General features: G+C 65.5%; 13 protein-coding genes and 1 rRNA gene. 2 read left to right on the top strand and 12 right to left on the bottom strand.

Annotated elements, in window-relative coordinates:
• Positions 1–13 precede the first annotated feature (13 nt).
• The 9 genes from BLU54_RS23360 to BLU54_RS14730 form a co-directional block, all read right to left on the bottom strand.
• Positions 14–682, bottom strand: coding sequence for a TetR/AcrR family transcriptional regulator (locus BLU54_RS23360; protein ID WP_139169699.1), 669 nt, complete (start codon positions 680–682; stop codon positions 14–16).
• Entirely contained in the window at positions 679–2,316 is a 1,638-nt protein-coding gene (locus BLU54_RS14765; RefSeq protein ID WP_091909999.1) for an efflux transporter outer membrane subunit, read from the bottom strand. Before BLU54_RS14765 ends, BLU54_RS23360 begins: the two co-directional genes overlap by 4 nt.
• The gene (locus BLU54_RS14760; RefSeq protein WP_091909996.1) at positions 2,300–3,868 is read right to left on the bottom strand and encodes a DHA2 family efflux MFS transporter permease subunit; all 1,569 of its coding nucleotides are present in this window, start codon (positions 3,866–3,868) and stop codon (positions 2,300–2,302) included. The genes BLU54_RS14765 and BLU54_RS14760 overlap by 17 nt, the downstream gene beginning before the upstream one ends.
• Entirely contained in the window at positions 3,865–5,247 is a 1,383-nt protein-coding gene (locus tag BLU54_RS14755; RefSeq protein WP_235837972.1) for an HlyD family secretion protein, read from the bottom strand. The genes BLU54_RS14760 and BLU54_RS14755 overlap by 4 nt, the downstream gene beginning before the upstream one ends.
• Positions 5,248–5,499: 252 nt before the next feature.
• A complete protein-coding gene (locus tag BLU54_RS14750; protein WP_091909993.1) occupies positions 5,500–6,288 on the bottom strand; it encodes an SDR family oxidoreductase in 789 nt (262 codons plus the stop codon).
• A gap of 132 nt (positions 6,289–6,420) precedes the next feature.
• Complete coding sequence (locus tag BLU54_RS14745; protein ID WP_407919431.1) at positions 6,421–6,798, bottom strand: RidA family protein; 378 nt, start codon at positions 6,796–6,798, stop codon at positions 6,421–6,423.
• A gap of 153 nt (positions 6,799–6,951) precedes the next feature.
• Entirely contained in the window at positions 6,952–8,886 is a 1,935-nt protein-coding gene (gene prpE / locus BLU54_RS14740) for a propionate--CoA ligase (protein WP_091909990.1), read from the bottom strand.
• A 75-nt stretch (positions 8,887–8,961) separates the two neighbouring features.
• On the bottom strand, positions 8,962–9,426 hold the full coding sequence (locus BLU54_RS14735; protein ID WP_091909987.1) for a YaiI/YqxD family protein: 465 nt from the start codon (positions 9,424–9,426) through the stop codon (positions 8,962–8,964).
• A gap of 254 nt (positions 9,427–9,680) precedes the next feature.
• Positions 9,681–10,826, bottom strand: coding sequence for a catalase family protein (locus BLU54_RS14730; protein ID WP_091909983.1), 1,146 nt, complete (start codon positions 10,824–10,826; stop codon positions 9,681–9,683).
• A 441-nt stretch (positions 10,827–11,267) separates the two neighbouring features.
• Here BLU54_RS14730 and BLU54_RS14725 point away from each other — a divergent pair, with 441 nt between their 5' ends.
• Positions 11,268–12,617 carry an amino acid permease gene (locus BLU54_RS14725; protein ID WP_091909979.1) on the top strand — a complete coding sequence of 450 codons (1,350 nt, stop codon included), beginning with the start codon at positions 11,268–11,270 and terminating at the stop codon, positions 12,615–12,617.
• 725 nt (positions 12,618–13,342) lie between these two features.
• On the opposite strand, the gene BLU54_RS14720 is transcribed toward BLU54_RS14725, so the two are convergent.
• Together BLU54_RS14720 and BLU54_RS14715 are read right to left on the bottom strand one after the other, a co-directional pair.
• Positions 13,343–13,726, bottom strand: a complete 384-nt coding sequence (locus tag BLU54_RS14720; protein ID WP_091909976.1) for a cupin domain-containing protein — start codon at positions 13,724–13,726, stop codon at positions 13,343–13,345.
• Position 13,727: 1 nt separating this feature from the next.
• Entirely contained in the window at positions 13,728–14,318 is a 591-nt protein-coding gene (locus BLU54_RS14715) for a LysE family translocator (protein WP_091909973.1), read from the bottom strand.
• A gap of 120 nt (positions 14,319–14,438) precedes the next feature.
• On the opposite strand from BLU54_RS14715, the gene BLU54_RS14710 reads away from it, so the two are divergent.
• Positions 14,439–15,356: a LysR substrate-binding domain-containing protein gene (locus BLU54_RS14710; protein ID WP_091910505.1), complete on the top strand. Its 918-nt coding sequence runs from the start codon at positions 14,439–14,441 to the stop codon at positions 15,354–15,356.
• A gap of 1,525 nt (positions 15,357–16,881) precedes the next feature.
• Here the strand turns inward: BLU54_RS14710 and rrf are convergent.
• Positions 16,882–16,994 (bottom strand): 5S ribosomal RNA (rrf, locus tag BLU54_RS14700).
• Positions 16,995–17,167: the final 173 nt, after the last annotated feature.

Below are 17,167 nucleotides of genomic sequence, written 5' to 3'. Positions count from 1 at the left end.
TTCTCCCGCAATCCTATGCTTGCACGCCGCGCTGTCCGTGCGGCGCATACAACGCACGGAATGCCGCGACGCAGAGGGCGACGTGCGCGGCGATGGTCTCCTTTGTCGGCCGAAACCGGTCGTCCAGCAAGGAGTCGATCCGAATCGTACCGTGTAGCATGCCAAAGAAAAATTCCGCCGCGCGTGGGCAGTCGCAACACTGCAGCTCCCCTGCCGCTACCGCGCGCCCGATCAGGTCGCTCATCATCTGCAACATCGGCACGCGCGTCGCCTCGACGATGTGCGCGGCCAGGGTCGGAAAGCGCGAGCATTCGCCGATCAACACGCGGAACAGCGCCAGATTCTCGCGCTTCGTCAACAACGTGACGAACGAGGCGCCGATCAGCGTCAAACGCGCCTCCAGCGTCAGATCGGTGCGCGCGCCGATGGTCCGGCAGCGTTTGCGGAGCGCCGTCGCCTTTTCGTCGACGACCGCGAGGAACAGGTCGGTCTTGCTCGGGAAGTGCGCGTACACCGTCACTTTCGAGACGCCTGCCGCCGCCGCGATCGCGTCCATCGAGGTCCGCTCGAAGCCAGCGGAGAACAGGGCATGAGCGGCGGCGACGATCTGCCGGCGTTTGCCCCGCACATCGGACGGCAGTGCGGCGGCGCGTGGCGCGCCGCGGACGGCGCGCGGCGTCATTGCGGCGTGACCTGCCCGGCTGGCCCGAACACCTTGTACTGCGGCAACGTCACGTCCTGATACGGTTGCCAGCCGCCGCCCAGCGCCTTGTAGAGCGACACCAGATCGGTGCTGAGCTGCACGCGTGCATTCGCTACCTGTTGCTGGGTGTCGGTGAGCTGGCGCTGCGCATCGATCACATTGATGAACGATACCAGGCCCTTCCGGTAGCTTTCGCTGGCCAGGTCGAAGTTGTTCTGCTGCGCGGCGAGCGACGCATCCAATGCCCGTACGCGATCCTGATCGGTGCGGTACGCGACCAGTCCATTCTCGACTTCCCGCAACGCGTCCAGCACCGCCTGGCGGTAGCCGAGCACTGCCTCGGCCTGCTGCGCGCGCGACAGGCGCACGTTCGACACCAGCCGCCCGCCCTGGAAGATCGGCAGCGACACGCTCGGTCCGAAGCTGTAGAAATGGCTGGCCCAGCGCGTCAGATAGCTCGCCTGCGAATTGCGCATGCCGAACTGACCGGTCAACGACAGGCTCGGGAACAACTGCGCGATCGACACGCCGATCGACGCGGTCGCCTGATGCAGCGTCGCCTCGGCGCGGCGGATATCGGGACGGCGGCGCGCCAGCGCTGCCGGGATGCCCACCGGCACGGCCGGCGGCACCGCCGGTAACACCACCTGTCCCGCCGGTAGCGCGAGCTCGGCGTCGAGAGTGCCCGGCGCCTGGCCCAACAACACGGCCAGACCGTTCATCGCCTGCCGCGTCTGCGCCTCGTAGCTGGGCAGTTGGGCCCGCAGGCCAGCCAGCTGCGCGCTGGCGTTCTCGACATCGCTCTGCGGTGCGAGACCGTTCTGCTGCCGGTTGCGCGTCAGCGCGACGGTGTCTTCAGACAGGCGAATCTGCGTGGCCAGCAATTGCGCGATCGCCTGCGCGCCACGCAGTTGCAGATAGGCACGCGCGACTTCCGCCTCCAGCGACACCAGACCGTCGTTGCGATCCTCGATGCTCTGCTGCTGGGCCGCCTGCGCGGCTTCGACCGAGCGGCGCACCTTGCCGAACAGGTCCAGTTCCCACGACGCGTCGAAGTTCACCTGATACAGGTTGACCGGCTGAGTCAGCTGGCCGAGCACGCCATTCGCCTCCGGACTCAACGCCTCGGCGCGCTCGCCGATGTGTTGCGAATCGAGGATGCCCTGCAAGCCCAACTGCTGACGCGTTGCGCGCGCGCCGGCGCTCACCGTCGGCAGTCCCGCCGCGCCGCTTTGCGTCACCTGCTCGCGAGATTCCGCGATGCGCAGCACGGCCTGTTGCAACGAGAGATTGCCGGCGATTGCGCGCTCGACCAACGTGTCCAACAGCGGGTCGTTGAAGTTGCGCCACCACGCCGGATCGGGCTCGGAGGCGACCGGCGACGAATCGTTCACATTGCCGGTGGTACGCGCAAGGTCGTGATAGGTTTCCGGCGTGGTCGGCGTGGGCGCCACATAGTCTGGGCCGACCGTGCAGCCCGCCAGCCAGAGCGCCGCGAGCGCCACCGCCAGCACAGGCAGCCGGCGCTGCGGGCCCGCGCCGGCGTGACGCTGGCGTGCCTGGGTACGGCTAGGATTCGAAGAGAACACGTGCATTTCAGTGAGCGGCGACATTGCCGGAACTCTTGACCGGCGCCAACAGGAAGCAGAGCGGGATCATCACGAACGCGAGAATCGAGCACAGCGAGAACACGTCGATATAGGCGAGCACCTTGGCCTGCGAGATCATCGCCTGATACATGCGGCCGACCGCGAGCTGCGCGGGATCGCCCGCCGCCTGCGAGAAGTCGCGTATCGCGGCGGTCATGCGCTCGACCGCCAGCCGGAACTCCTCGTTCAGCGGCGTCATGTTGTGCACCATGTGCGCGCTGCGGACCTGCGTGCGCTCGGTCAGCCCGGCCGTGGACAGGGAGATGCCGATCGAGCCGGCGACGTTCCGGAACATCGTGAAGAGCGCCGACGCGTCTGCGTTCAGGCGCGGCGCGAGCGTCACGTAAGCGATCGTGGTCAACGGCACGAACAGGAAGCCCAGACCGATCGATTGCGCGCTACGCATCATGACCAGCGTCTTGAAATCGATGTTCGGCACCAACTGGCGCGAGTACAGAAACGCGCAACCGAGCGCCAGGAAGCCGAACGCGATCAGCAGCCGCGTCTGCACGATCGGCATCAATCTCAGTACCAACGGAATCGACAGCACGATCAGGATCGCGCCCGGCGACAGCACCAGACCCGACCACGTTGCGGTATAGCCCAGCTGCTGCTGCGCCAACTGGGGCAGCAGCACCGAGCTCGCGTACAGGATCATCGCCATGCCGGCCATCAGCGCCGACGCGGTCGCGAAATTACGATCCTGCAGGCAACGCAGGTCCACCACCGGACGCTTCGCGTACAGCAGCCAGTAGATCGCCCCGACGATCCCGATGACGGTCAACACCGCAAACGTCACGATGAAGCTGGACGCAAACCAGTCGTCATCCTCGCCGCGGTCGAGCACCACCTGCAGGCAACCCAGGCCGAGAGCGATCAAGCCGATGCCGATGTAGTCGATGCTCAGCGCGCCCTTCTTGGCGGCGCGCTCCCACGGCGGGTCTTCGAGAAATTGCGCGACGGCCAGCGTGGTCAGCAGGCCGACTGGCACGTTGATCAGGAACACCCAGCGCCAGCTGTAGTTGTCGGTGATCCAACCGCCGAGCGTCGGGCCGATCACCGGCGCCACGATGATGGCGATCGACGACAGGCCGAAGGCCTTGCCGCGGTCGGCCGGCTTGAAGTAATCGAGCAGCACCGACTGCTGCACCGGTTGCAGACCGCCGCCGAAGAAGCCCTGCATGATCCGGAACAGGATCAGTTGCCACAGCTCGGTGGCGATGCCGCACAGGAACGAGCACACCGTGAACATCGTGATGCAGATCAGGAAATAGCGCTTCCGGCCGAACCAGCGGCTCAGGAAGGCAGAGATCGGCAGCACGATGCCGTTGGCGACCAGATACGAGGTCAGCACCCAGGTCGATTCGTCATAGCTCGACGACATCGTCCCGGCAACGTGCGGTAGCGCAACGTTGACGATGGTCGTGTCGAGAATCTCCATGAACACCGCGAGCGTGACGACGATTGCCACGACCCACGGATTGGCGCCCGGTCGCCAACCGGCGTGCGCGCTCATTCGAGAAACACCTTCGGTTCGACGGAAAGACCGATCGGCAGCGGCACGTCGGGCTTCAGGCCTCGATCGATGACGATCTTGACCGGTACGCGCTGGACGATCTTCACGTAGTTGCCAGTGGCGTTCTCGGCCGGGAACGCAGAGAACCGCGAACCGCTGCCCTGCTGGATGCTGTCGACGTGGCCTTCCAGGTCAAGATCGGGATAGGCATCGACCTTGATCGCCACCTTGTTGCCCACGCGCATGTGCTGCAGCTGCGATTCCTTGAAGTTGGCCGTGATGTAGATATCGCGCGTCACCAGAGACAGCAGCGACGTGCCGGCCTGTACCAGCGAGCCCAATTGCACGTTGCGACGCGTGATGTAGCCGTCGCTCGGCGCACGCAGCTCCGTGTACGAGAGATTCAACTCCGCCACTTCCAGTTGCGCCTTCGCCTGCTGGACCTGCTGCTGGCGCGCCTCGACCGCCGTTTCGGCCTGACGGACCTGCAGCTCCACCTTCGACGCGACGCTGACCTGCGCGCGCGCATTGCTCACGTCGGCACGTGCCGAGCGCTGCTGCGCGGTGGCGGTGTCGATGTTCTGTTGCGAGGTGGCACGCGGATCGACGCCGCGCTGCCGCTGGTAGGCCGAATTGGCATTTGCCAGATTCGCTTCCGCGCTTTGCTGCTGCGCACGCGCCTGCTGCAGTTGTGCCGGATACTGCACGCGCGCCAGTGCCAGCTGTGCCTCGGCCTGATGCAGCTGCGCTTCCGCGAGGCCGACCTGGGCCTGGGCCTGATCGCGTTGCGCGATGTAGTCGCGCGGATCGATCTGGAGCAGCAGATCGCCCTTCTTCACGCGCTGGTTGTCGCGGACCGCAAGACGCGTGACGTAGCCGCTGACCTTCGGCGCCATCGTGACGACGTCGCCATCGGTGAACGCATCGTCGGTGCCTTCCTTGTTGCGACCATTCAACCACATGATGATCGCAACGATGATCACCACGACGACGGCGACCGCGAGGAAGATCAGCGGCTTCTTGCCGGGACGCTTGCGCCCGCCACCGTTCTTGCCGTCCTTGCCGTCGCTTTTCTCGTCGTCGTCCTCGCCGTCGTCGTTCTTCTCGTCGCCCTCCTTCTTGCCGTCCTTGCCACTGCCCTTGTCTTTGTCCTTGTCTTTGTCGCCGCTTTTACCGCCATCGTTTCGATCCGCATCGCGCTCGGCATCGTCGCCTTGCGTGGCCGGACGCCCATGGCTGTCCACCAGCCGCGCCTCGGGATCGGTCGCTTCGTCGTGCAAATGAACGTGCACATGCACGTGACGACCGTTCATCTCGTTGGCCCGTTCAGCGTCGTCGCGAGACACCTGGCCGGCGCCCCCGTTCTGGTTGTTGTCCATAGCTTTCGGAATGCTTTCGGCGACACCCGCCGTGGTTGCGGTCGGCTTTCCCGGGCCGCGGGTTTAACGCAAGAGTCTAACAAAATATGAACTGTACTGTACTGACCAGTTCAGGTCGCGGGACCGACGGGGCATGTGCAATCGCGGCGCCGACACGGTTCGCAAGGCGAGGCTTGGCGTGCAATGCCGCAGTAGACGACTGCGCGCGTAATAGCGCAGCAGACGACCGACGCGCGTGACGGCGCGCTGGGTTCAACTGCTCTGCGCGGTGGGTCGCAGGACGATCTCGTTGACGTCGACCTCGGGCGGCTGACCAATCGCATAAGCGATGGCGCGCGCAATCGCGTCGGGACCGATGGCGATCTCGTAGAGTTCGGCGATGGCTTTCGCGCTGGAAGGATGGCGGGTACCCGCCGGCAGTTCGGTCGCGATTGCTCCCGGCGAGACGATGGTGGTGCGGATCGACTCGCCGACCTCCTGACGCAGTCCCTCGGAGACCGCCCGCACGGCGAACTTGGTCGCGCTGTAGACCGCGCCGCCGCCGAAGACCTTCAGGCCGGCCACCGACGAAATATTGACGAAGTGGCCACTGCCCTGCGCCTGGAACACCGGCAGGGCGGCGGCGATACCGTGCAGCACGCCGCGCAGGTTGACGTCGATCATCGTGTTCCAGTCGTCGACCATGGCCTTGCGCAGCGGCGCGATCGCCATCACGCCAGCATTGTTGACCATCACGTCGACGCGTCCGAAGCGGGCCCGCGCATGTTCGACCAGCGCCGCCACCTCCGACGCAACGGTGACGTCGGTGCGCAAAACTTCCACATCGGCACCGTCGGCGCGCAACGCCTCGGCCAGCGCGTCGAGCCGGTCGCTGCGGCGCGCCCCGAGGACGACCGAGGCGCCCTGAGCCGCCAACAGCCGCGCGCTGGCTTCGCCCAAGCCGCTGCTCGCTCCGGTGATGACGACGACCTTTCCGGCGATGCCGGGAACGCCACTGCGCGCGGCGCTCGCTTCGCGCACGCTATCTTGCTGCTGGGCCATATCTGCTCCTGTCGGTTCGAATGCTCGGGATTCGCCCAACAGTATCGCCGAAAGGCCGCGCGCCGGTTCTGGCCGGCGCCGCCGCCAGGCAGAGCGGCCGCAACGCCAACTGCAAGGCGGCCAGCCCGTGGTTCAACCGGGGCGGCGCGCGATCAGGTCGATTTCGACCAGCGCATCCCTCGCCAGGCCGGTCACGCCAACGCAGGTGCGGGCCGGCAGACGGCCGACCGGAAAGTAGCTCCGGTAGACATCGTTCATCTGCGCGTAGTCACGCTTGAACTCGGTCAGGAAGATCCGCACCGAAACCACGTCGGCCAACGACGCGCCCGCGCCTTGCAGCACGAGGATCAGATTGTCCATCACACGCCGGGTCTGCGCGGCCACGCCGTCGGGGAGCGGCGCCGCGTCGTCGTCGGGATCGGTCGGCATCTGGCCGGTGACGAACAGCCAGTCGCCGGCTGCCACCGCGTGCGAAAAAGGCGCGACAGGCGTCGGCGCGCCGGTGATCATCAGAAACTCGGTGCTTGCGGACAAATCGTTCTCCTCGCCCCAATGGGCATGAATGATGTGATCGGGAAGGCGTGGCAAGGCACGACGCGTAGACGGAAGGCGCCGCGCCTCCGTCCGCGCAGCAGCGGCACCAGCGTCAGCCATCGTAGCGCATCAAATTGTCGACAGCCGCGCATCCGGCGAGGCCAGCGCGGCACGGACCGCATCGAGCACGCGCGCATCGTCGACTGTGCTGATGTCGCCGACGTCGCGTCCCTCGCTGACTGCCTGCAGGCTGCGCCGCACTACTTTCCCGGAACGCGTCTTGGGCAGCGCCGGCACCACGATCACGCGCGACGGGCGTGCGATGGCGCCGAGACTGCGATCGACGGCCGAGCCGGCCGACGCAGCCAGTTCGACATCGTCGCGGGACACACCATCGGCGGGCTGTTCGCGCCGCACCACGAAAGCCCAACTCGTCTGGCCCTTGATCTCGTCGTGCACACCGACAACCGCCGATTCGGCGATCGCAGGGTGACCATTGAGCACGGCCTCGATCTCGCGCGTGCCGATGCGATGCCCGGCAACGTTGATGATGTCGTCGGTGCGGCCCAGGATCATGAAGTCGCCGTTCGCATCGCGCACGGCCCAGTCGAATGTAGAGTACAGCGTGCGGTCGGGGCCGACGGTCCAATACGTGTCGCGATAGCGCGCTGCCGCCTGCCACAGCGTCGTCAGGCAGCCGGGCGGCAGTGGCGCACGCAGTGCGAGCAAGCCCTTCTCCCCGGCCGGCAGCGGCGTGCCGCTGTCGGGGTCGACAATCACGGGAACATAGCCGCGCTGCGGCCTGCCGCAACTGCCGAGCTTGCTGGTCTGGCCGGCCTGCGCGCCGGACTCATGCCAGGGTACGGCAAGGATCGGCCAGCCCGTCTCGGTCTGCCAGTAATTATCGATCACTGGCTTGCCGCTTGCCTGCTGAATCCAGGCGGCGGTTGCCTCGTCGAGCGGCTCGCCCGCCACGAAGATCCCTCGCAACGCGCTCAGATCGTGTGCGGCCGGGTCGCACGCGGCCTGCTTGCGCAGCACCCGCAATGCGGTCGGCGCGGAGTAGAACAAGGTGACACGATGTTCCGCACAGATGCGCCAGAGTACGTTAGGGTCCGGGTGCAGGGGCGTGCCTTCATACAGCAGCGTCGTCGCGCCGATCAACAACGGTGCATAGACGATGAAGCTGTGCCCGACCACCCATCCGATGTCGCTGGCGGTGAAGAACACATCGGACCGATCGGCGTGAAAGACCTGCGCCGCCGCGGTTGCGAGCGCCACTGCATAGCCACCGACATCGCGCTGCACACCCTTTGGCGTGCCGGTCGTTCCGGAAGTATGCAGCACGTAGCTCGGCGCGCCCGATGGCAGCCAGACACAATCGATCGGTCGGCCGGCGCAGCGCGAACGCAGGGTCATCCAGTCGAAGTCGCGCCGGTCGGTATGCGGCGCGTCCGCCAACTGCCGGTCGTACACCACCACCGACGGCGTGCATTCCGGCACGCGTGCCAGCGCGGCATCCAACAAAGGCTTGTATGGAATGATCTTGCCACCCCGACTGCCGGCGTCGGCAGTCAGCACCGCCGCGGGCTTGGCATCGGCGATCCGCGCCGCCAGGCTGTCGGTGGCAAAGCCGCCGAACACGACGACGTGGACCGCGCCGATACGTGCGCACGCCAGCATTGCAAACACCGCCTGCGGGATCATCGGCATGTAGATCAGCACGCGGTCGCCCTGCCCCACGCCCAACGTCACCAGCATGGCTGCCACGGCGCACACCTCGTCGCGCAGTTGCGCGTAGGTGTAGTGGCCGGTTTCGTTGGTCTCGGACGAGACGTGACGCAACGCCACTGCCTCCGGACGCGCCTGTGCGTGCCGGTCGACGGCGTTGAAACAGAGGTTCGTCTGCCCGTCGGGGAACCACCGCGCCGCCGGCCCGTCACCACCGGCGTCGTCCAGGATCGTTCGGGGAAATGCCTGCCACTCGATGCGCCTGGCCTGCTCGGCCCAGTACTCGAGTTCGGCCTGCGTGCTGCTCACGTCCGCGTCTTCGCCCTTTGCCACCTCGCCCTCCAGTCCTTGCCGCAGCGACGAGTATTAGGGGCCGCTTTACGGGCACGCGTCATTCCTCGTTTACGCCTAGCCCGGCTGAATCGAGCGCTTGGCTCGCGCCAGAAAACCATCGAGTTGAGCCGCGAACGCCCGGCCATCCCGCGCAGAGAAAGGTGCCGGCCCACCGGTAGCCACGCCTGCACCGCGAAGCTCGTCGAGCATCGATCGCATCGCGAGCCGTTCCCGTATCGTGTCGTTGGTGAACCAACCGCCGCGAGGATCGAGCGCCGCGCCGCCGCGCGCGAGGACATCCGAGGCCAGCGGAATATCCGCGGTAATGACCAGGTCGCCTGGCTGTACGCCCTCCGCGATTCGCCGATCCGCCGCGTCGGGACCGGAGGGCACTTGCAGCGCCCGGATATGAGGGGAAGGCGGCGTGCGCAGAAAGGCGTTCGCCACCAGCGTGACGCGGCTCTGCGTACGCTGCGCGGCCCTAAACAGGATGTCCTTCACCTGCGCCGGGCAGGCGTCGGCATCGACCCAGATTTCCATGACCAGAGTTCCGAAGAGCGCGCGGCGGCGAAGGCCGCATCGTACGCTGCCAAAGCGGCCCGCGTCGCATTCGACCCGCCACCGCCGGCCATCAGCCGCCAACGTTTGATGCTCGATGCCCGATGCACGACGTCCAAGACCCGAAAGCGGATGCCAAGCGCAAATTGAGGCGCGCCCGACGGCATGCCAAGTCGCAACGCGTCGACGGCTGCCGCGCGGCGGCCTTCGGACCACTGCCGACGCGCCCGCCTGTCTCACTCGGGAAGCTTGTCGAGCGCCTTCGGCTCGTGGATCGGACAGCCATTGAACTGCCCGCGGTAGGTCGCGGACATTTCATATGCCGGCTTGCGCGAGCGCATGATGCCGCCCAGCGGCCGATGCGCGGCAAGGCCATGCCACGGGCTGAACGCCAGCCCATCGTCCACCGCCGCCGAACGCGCATCGGTCCACGCCGGTTGCGGTGCGACCGTGATGCGGGCGACCGGGAAGAACGGGCTTTGGTCCTCGTCCCAACGCACGGCGGCATCCTCGATCGGCATCTTCTGCAGATCCGTGCAGAGCTGCACGCGCACTTCCCACTCGCCGCCCTGGTTCGCGAAGAACGCGTTGATCTCCTCGCGCAAGCCGTCGGGTCGATCCTTCAGATCGACCTTCTGATCCGTCAATGCGGTCAGCGACGGCGACACCGGCGCGACGCTCAGCTTCGCGATGTATGGACCATAAAGGAACGGCACGATGGTATAGAAAGTTTCGCCGAGCACCTGCGTCTCGGGGTGACCGCCCATGCTCTTCAACGTGGCGCTCTGTGCGCCAACCGCCTCCAGCGCAGCCTCGGTGCCGCGTAGCACGGCCGATAGAATTTCCTTCGCTTGGCCCGCCTTGTCGGTAGTCTTGGCGAGCAGCTTCAACGTCTTCAGGAAGTCCTTCGGCGTCGATGCGGTGAAGGCCGGCGCGTTCTGCATTACGAAGTCTTGCGTCGTTTGCCCTTCCGCCCCGGGCAGCCGCGGGCCATCGACGCCGATCACCTTGATGGCAAGTCCGCGGGGTGTCGACACCCGGTCCGACAAAATGTCGCCAGGGTTGGTCGAGAAACGCAGCACCACGGGGAATGTGCCTGCCTGCGCGAATACCCCCTGCGCCAGGGCCGGCGGCAGGTTGTCCAGTACGCGCAACTCACCGCGCAGCAGCCCATGACTTTTCGCGTGCACGCTGCGCACTGCATGTCCATAGTCATGCGAAGTCTTTTCGGTGATCTGGCGCATCGCGTCGGTCAATGCAGCGATGGTCTCGCCCTCGTCCTCCGGGATCTGCTCGAAGTCTGCCTCGAAGCGCAACGGTTCGATGTTGAACGAAGGCGCCGTGGCCGCGACAGCTGGAGCCTGGGGATAACGCTCGGACATGGGGATGCTCCATTGTGAGCGGTCGTCGCACGGTTGCGACGACGCGATATTTGCCCGGATTAAAGCAAGAGCCGTTCCGTCCGACGACCATGCAACGCAGGTTTTGCGGGCACCAGCGCATGCCAGACGACGGAAATCGCGCCCGCCGCCGCCCGCTTGCTGATTCAGCGTTTACCTGGGGTAGATCACATAACGTGAACCGCACGGTGTAGGATCGCAACCCTGGCTCGGCCCGTTGCCCGATCGGCGCGGACCCGCCTTCCCTTCACGCTTGCGGACACCCCGCGGGCAGCACGGCAACGACACGCGCCCGAGTGGCGGGCGTCGTTGCCGCCGGGCCCGCGCGGATGATCCGTTCGCGCATGAAAACATCACGGCGTTCCGGGCCGGCGCACACCGCGCCGCCGGCTTCGCCGGCACGTCAGTAAAAGGAGTTGTGGTATGGCAGGAGACACACAGAAACACCACTTGCAGCGCGCGCTCAAGAACAGGCACATCCAGTTGATCGCGCTCGGCGGCGCGATCGGCACGGGCCTGTTCATGGGCATCGCGCAGACCATCAAGATGGCCGGACCGTCGGTGCTGCTCGGTTATGCACTGGCTGGCGTCATTGCCTTCCTGATCATGCGCCAGCTGGGCGAGATGGTCGTGGAGGAGCCGATCGCCGGTTCCTTCAGTCACTTCGCTTACCGATACTGGGGCGGCTTCGCCGGCTACATGTCGGGCTGGAATTACTGGGTGCTTTACGTCCTGGTCGGCATGGCCGAACTGTCCGCGGTCGGCCTCTACGTGCAGTACTGGTGGCCGGGCTTCCCGACATGGGCGTCAGCCGCGATCTTCTTCGTGGTGATCAACGCGATCAACTTCGCGAGCGTCAAGCACTATGGCGAGACCGAGTTCTGGTTCGCCATCATCAAGGTGGCCGCGATCGTCGGCATGATCGGCTTCGGCGCCTATCTGCTGATCACCGGTAAGGGCGGTCCCGACGCATCAGTCGGCAACCTGTGGCGACTTGGCGGCTTCTTCCCGAACGGCGTCAGCGGTTTGGTCATGTCGATGGCCGTCATCATGTTCTCTTTCGGCGGTCTCGAACTCGTCGGGATCACGGCCGCGGAAGCGGACCGGCCGGACGTGACGATCCCGCGCGCAACGAACCAGGTGATCTACCGCATCCTGCTGTTCTACATCGGCTCGCTGGCGGTGCTGATGTCGCTTTACCCGTGGCAGAAGGTGGTCACCGGCGGCAGCCCCTTCGTGTTGATCTTCCATGCGCTCGACAGCGATGGCGTTGCGACCGTGCTGAACGTGGTCGTGCTGACCGCGGCGCTGTCGGTGTACAACAGCTGCGTGTACGCGAACAGCCGGATGCTCTACGGCCTGGCCGAGCAAGGCAATGCGCCGCGCACCTTCGCGCGGCTGAACGGACGCGGCATTCCGGCCGCGGCGCTGGGCGCCTCGGCCGTCGCCACCGGCTTCTGCGTGCTGATCAACTACGTGATTCCCGGCCAGGCGTTCGAGCTGTTGATGGCCCTGGTGGTCTCCGCGCTGTTGATCAACTGGGCGATGATCAGCCTGATCCATCTGCGCTTCCGCCGCGTGAAGCAGGCCGCCGGCGAGACGCCGCGTTTCCCCAGTATCGGCTACCCACTGACCAACTATGTCTGCCTCGCGTTCCTCGCCGGCATCCTGGTTGTCATGTATCTGACGCCCGGCATCCGCATATCGGTAGTGTTGATTCCGGCCTGGCTAGCGCTGCTCGGCGCAAGCTATCTGTTCAAGCGCAAACCTTGAGCACTCGCTGACAGGCGGGCGCGCGCCGACGCAGTCCGCCTGTCAGCGACACTCGACCGAGGCGCGTGTCGGGCTCCGGCGACTGTGCGGTTTCGCCCTGCTTCGCAGCCGAGGTTCGGCCACGAGGGTCGGCGCTTGCCGCTACTGCGTGGACATGCCGGCACGCGCCAGCAACGTCGGCCGCCGAAATTCGCCTCATGCGGGCGTAGCTAGCAACGATCCCGAAATGTGGCGGCGCCGATATAGGCATGGCGGGGGCGGCATAGGCGGGGCTGGCACGGGCAGTACCGGCATAGGCGGTGTCGCCCGGTGGGCCGCCAGCGCAATGACGGTTGCGCTGGGCCCGGTGGGCAGCGTCCGGCCGACAGTTCTCACTGCCTATTCTCGCCAGTTGTGCCTTCAGCCCGCTTCCGTTGCACGCGCACCGCAGGCCTGTTTCGCCAACGCGGCCTCACCGCGTAGTCGGCGACCCGCCTTCGCCGCGCCGCTTGCTCGCGCGTGTGCGCGTGTGCGTGTGTGCGCGTGTGCGCGTGTGCACGTCTGCGCGTCTGCACGTCTGCACGTCTGCACGTCTGCACGTCTGCACGTCTGCACGTCTGCACGTCTGCACGTCTGCACGTCTGCACGTCAGTTGTACCCCAACCGCAGGACCGCCGACACGCGCCACGCGCAGATTCAGCTCGCTAACGGCCGAGCGTGGGGGCACGGGGTCGGCGCACGTCGCCTCAGCGCAGCTGCGCTGACAGAGGTTTGGTGAGCGGCGAAACCACGTCTCCCGTATGCTTGGTGCGCGCCAGTTCGACCAGCACAACCCAGCACTCCTCCGCAGCAACGGGGTTGTGCAGGGTCCCGCGCGGCACGACATGGATCGAGCCGGCCGGTACCTCTGCAACATGCCCGTTCTCGTATTCGATCTTCAGATGCCCACGGACGACATAGAACAGTTCGTCTTCCTCGGCATGGTCATGCCACACCAGTTGACCGCGAACCTTCGCGACCTTGAGGTACTGATCGTTCACCTGCGCCACGACTTTCGGCGACCAGTAGTCAACGACGTCGTCGAACGCACGGATCAGGTCGAAGGATGCTGCAAACGGGAACATCGCCATTTCAAGTCCAGGTCAGCGCGATCGACCCCGCCAGCAGCAGGCCCATCGCAATATTAAAAGCGCGCCACTGCCGGTCGGTTCGGAGCCATTTCGCCAACACGACGCCAAGCGCGCACCAGAGTGACAACGACACGCAGGCCGCCAGCCCGAACACCGTCGCCAGCAACAAGCCGAGACGTTGCGGGCTGCTGGCCAGCAACGCGAATGTCGCGGCGGCACTCACCGTCATTGCCCAGCTTTTCGGATTCAGCGCCAGCAGCACCAATCCGTTCAGCATGGTCGCGGGCCGTTGGGCGCCGTCCTTGCGGTGCGGCGCGCCGCTTTGGATCACGCGCCATGCCAGCCACAGCAGATAGACAGACCCCAGCGCCTTGACGACCGTCTGCAACGCGGGCACCCGCAATAGCAGCTCGCCCAGGCCCACGGCGGCGACTGCCGCCATCAACGCGAGCGCGAGCGCAATTCCCAGGATCAACGGAAGCGACCGAACAAAGCCAAAACGCGCGCCCGACGCCGTCGCGAGCGCCGTTGCGCCGCCCGGCGAGAGCGTGGCGACGGTGACGAACAGTACAAGTGGCGCGACAGAGCTCATCAAACAATGGTGGGAGTCGAAGAAATGCATAGACACAGCGTGTCTCGACTATAAGCAGCCTCGCCGCATATCGAAATCGAATAGTTCTGATGCCGCCCATTAGCCGGCATAATGCGTCGGATGAAACGCGATCTCGACCTCGACCTGCTTCGTACCTTCGTGACGGTTGCAGACAACGGCAGCATGACCGTGGCGGCCAATTTGCTGCACAGGACACAGGGCGCCGTCAGCCAGCAGATCAAGCGTCTGGAGACGGCGCTGACCTGTACGCTGTTCGTCCGTGGCAGCCGCGGACTGAGTCTCTCGCGCGAGGGCGAACAGTTGCTGGAGAAAGCCCGACAGCTGCTTCGCATGAACGACGAGATCTGGGCCGAGCGTGCAGAACACCCGTTTACCGGCATGCTCCGGATCGGTGTGCCTTACGATCTGGTCAACTCGCTCGCACCGACAATGCGATCGTTCGCCGATGCGCATCCGTTGGTCGATATATCGCTGACCTGCGGCGCGTCGCCCGACTTGAGTCAAGCCGTGGACGATGGACGGCTCGACGTCTCGCTGGTCGAATATCCGGAATTCGCGGCTGACGGCGAAACGCTACGCATCGAACCGTTGATATGGGTAAGCGGGCGCCACAGCAATGCGTCACGGAAGCGGCCCCTACCGCTGTCGATGGTCGACGAGCGATGCGCGTTTCGCCCCGTCGTGCTTGGCGCATTGTCCGACGCAGGCATTCCCTGGCGCACCGTCTTCGAGAGCGGCAGCATCGAGGCGACCGCGGCCACGGTACGGGCTGGACTTGCAATCACCACCTGGCTGCGCTCAACGGTGCCGTCAGACCTCGAAACGCTGGATCCGCAGATCGCAGGCCTACCGCCCCTTCCCGCTTTCTCGATCAGCCTGCGCACGCCGCCTGCGACGACGGCGGCCGCCATGAAATTCTCGCGTCTCTTGCGGGAGTCGTTCAGCGCGGCCACGCGCTTGACTCCCATTACGGGGGAGGCGACCGGCCGGCGCTTCGCGTCAGGGATGCCGGCCTAGACCTCGTCCGGTCAGACGCCGGTCTCGGCGGCAACTGATGGTGAGACAGTCGTTCGTGCCGGCGTACAGATCCGGTGACAGGCTGCCCGTCAGTCCGAACATTCGAATCGACCTCCTCCCAAAGCGTACGCTGAGGCGACGGGTCGCTCGCTCACGATGAGGCAGGAGACCGTGACCTGGCCTGCCGTGGTCACGGCGGTCAGCGCATGCCGAGCGGCGAGAGCGCTCCATGGCTCCACGTCTCTGCGACGTCGTATCGGCGACGTCGCGTCGGTGACGTCGTGTCGGCGACGTCGCGTCGGTGACGTCGTGGCGGCAACTCCATGGGAGCAACCTCGTGCGGGCAACCTCATGAGGGCAATCGGTGGCGGCAGCCGATGGCATTATCCATCGGCGATACTCAGTGGCAGCACCCGGTGGCAGCCGCCGTGCCGACTGGCCCGCCGGTGCTGGGGGTGCCAGCGACCGCCTGGCTAGCGGCTGAGCCAGTTCATTCGGACTTGCAGCGCTGACTCGATTCGGGCTAACGGCATGAAGGCGAAGCCGGGAACGACGACGCCGAAGCTTGTCGAGAGTGGACTGGATCGGACCAGCCGTGGCGTTCGCAGGGTCGGTCGCCTGCACTGCCTATCCTGCCCGAAACGTGCTCCGCCCACTTCGGCCCGGCATACTTTTGTCGACGAGGGACTGGCCAAACCTGTTCTGGCCGCGCCGATATCCATGCCAATACTTCACCCGCCCGCCCGCACGCACGCACGCAATGTCGCTACGTGCGCGCGTGGACGAACGAATCCATGCGGAAGCGACGACGGAAGCAAGCAGATTCGGTGCGCTTACCATCAAGGAGCTACGTCGAGCGTGGAGCGACGCCGAGCAGGCAGAGGCACGAGTCGGCGAGACCGGGTCGCTGACATCCAGCCTGGCATTAGCGCGGGTGCCGTTGCGCTGGGTGATCTGGCGCCGCCGTGCCGCCGTGCCGCCGTGCCGCCGTGCCGCCGTGCCGCCGTGCCGTTGTGCCGTTGTGCCGTTGTGCCGTTGTGCCGTTGTGCCGTTGTGCCGTTGTGCCGTTGTGCCGTTGGGCCGTTGGGCCGTTGGGCCGTTGGGCCGTTGGGCCGTTGGGCCGTTGGGCTTCCGTCCTGTTGTGGCAACGTCGCGGTGCGCTGTCTTACAACCATTCAGCTGTCGACCCCATAGATCGCACGGCGAAAGTGCCAATTCCGCAGGGGCACGGCGATCACGGACGTGATCGGACGGGATCCCAAGTTCTGCTGCGGTCTGCATTGCGTAACACGATAGATCAACGCAAGGCAGGCGCGGTAAAAAGCAGCGCCAAGTCTCTGGCGCGAGCGCTAGCCACACGACACCTTGCGGCATGAGGTCGTGATCGCGCACCGTCCGACATCCGATGCCGTTCATTCGCGGCGGCACGCCACATCGGCATCGCAAACCGCATTCGGCGGCGCATTTTCCGTTGCCGGAAAGCAAAAAACCCCGCTCGATGAGCGGGGTTTTCTACGAATGGGGAGCCTGACGATTACCTACTTTCACACAGGTATCTGCACTATCATCGGCGTGGAGTTGTTTCACGGTCCTGTTCGGGATGGGAAGGGGTGGGGCCAACTCGCTATGATCATCAGGCTAAGGGGGTTGTGTACCAGACCAGGTCTGGTTCACGAATAGGGTAGAGAAGTAGTTGGGTTGCGATTGTGTCGCACAACGACTGATCACGCAAACCGAGCGCTTTGCTTTGGCGCAAACGCACTGGTTATAGGATCAAGCCTCACGGGCAATTAGTACTGGTTAGCTTAACG

This window comes from Chitinasiproducens palmae (assembly GCF_900095735.1).
GTDB classification, from domain to species: domain Bacteria; phylum Pseudomonadota; class Gammaproteobacteria; order Burkholderiales; family Burkholderiaceae; genus Chitinasiproducens; species Chitinasiproducens palmae.
This window is presented reverse-complemented; position numbering and strand designations above follow the sequence as displayed.

Excerpts from the sequence above, each read along its gene's own strand:
- BLU54_RS14725 (WP_091909979.1), top strand. The coding sequence starts at position 11,268 with ATGGCAGGAGACACACAGAAACACCACTTGCAGCGCGCGCTCAAGAAC.
- BLU54_RS14765 (WP_091909999.1), bottom strand. The coding sequence starts at position 2,316 with ATGTCGCCGCTCACTGAAATGCACGTGTTCTCTTCGAATCCTAGCCGT.
- BLU54_RS14730 (WP_091909983.1), bottom strand. The coding sequence starts at position 10,826 with ATGTCCGAGCGTTATCCCCAGGCTCCAGCTGTCGCGGCCACGGCGCCT.
- BLU54_RS14760 (WP_091909996.1), bottom strand. The coding sequence starts at position 3,868 with ATGAGCGCGCACGCCGGTTGGCGACCGGGCGCCAATCCGTGGGTCGTG.
- BLU54_RS14735 (WP_091909987.1), bottom strand. The coding sequence starts at position 9,426 with ATGGAAATCTGGGTCGATGCCGACGCCTGCCCGGCGCAGGTGAAGGAC.
- BLU54_RS14720 (WP_091909976.1), bottom strand. The coding sequence starts at position 13,726 with ATGGCGATGTTCCCGTTTGCAGCATCCTTCGACCTGATCCGTGCGTTC.
- BLU54_RS14750 (WP_091909993.1), bottom strand. The coding sequence starts at position 6,288 with ATGGCCCAGCAGCAAGATAGCGTGCGCGAAGCGAGCGCCGCGCGCAGT.
- BLU54_RS14715 (WP_091909973.1), bottom strand. The coding sequence starts at position 14,318 with ATGAGCTCTGTCGCGCCACTTGTACTGTTCGTCACCGTCGCCACGCTC.
- BLU54_RS14755 (WP_235837972.1), bottom strand. The coding sequence starts at position 5,247 with ATGGACAACAACCAGAACGGGGGCGCCGGCCAGGTGTCTCGCGACGAC.
- BLU54_RS23360 (WP_139169699.1), bottom strand. The coding sequence starts at position 682 with ATGACGCCGCGCGCCGTCCGCGGCGCGCCACGCGCCGCCGCACTGCCG.
- BLU54_RS14710 (WP_091910505.1), top strand. The coding sequence starts at position 14,439 with ATGAAACGCGATCTCGACCTCGACCTGCTTCGTACCTTCGTGACGGTT.
- BLU54_RS14745 (WP_407919431.1), bottom strand. The coding sequence starts at position 6,798 with ATGATCACCGGCGCGCCGACGCCTGTCGCGCCTTTTTCGCACGCGGTG.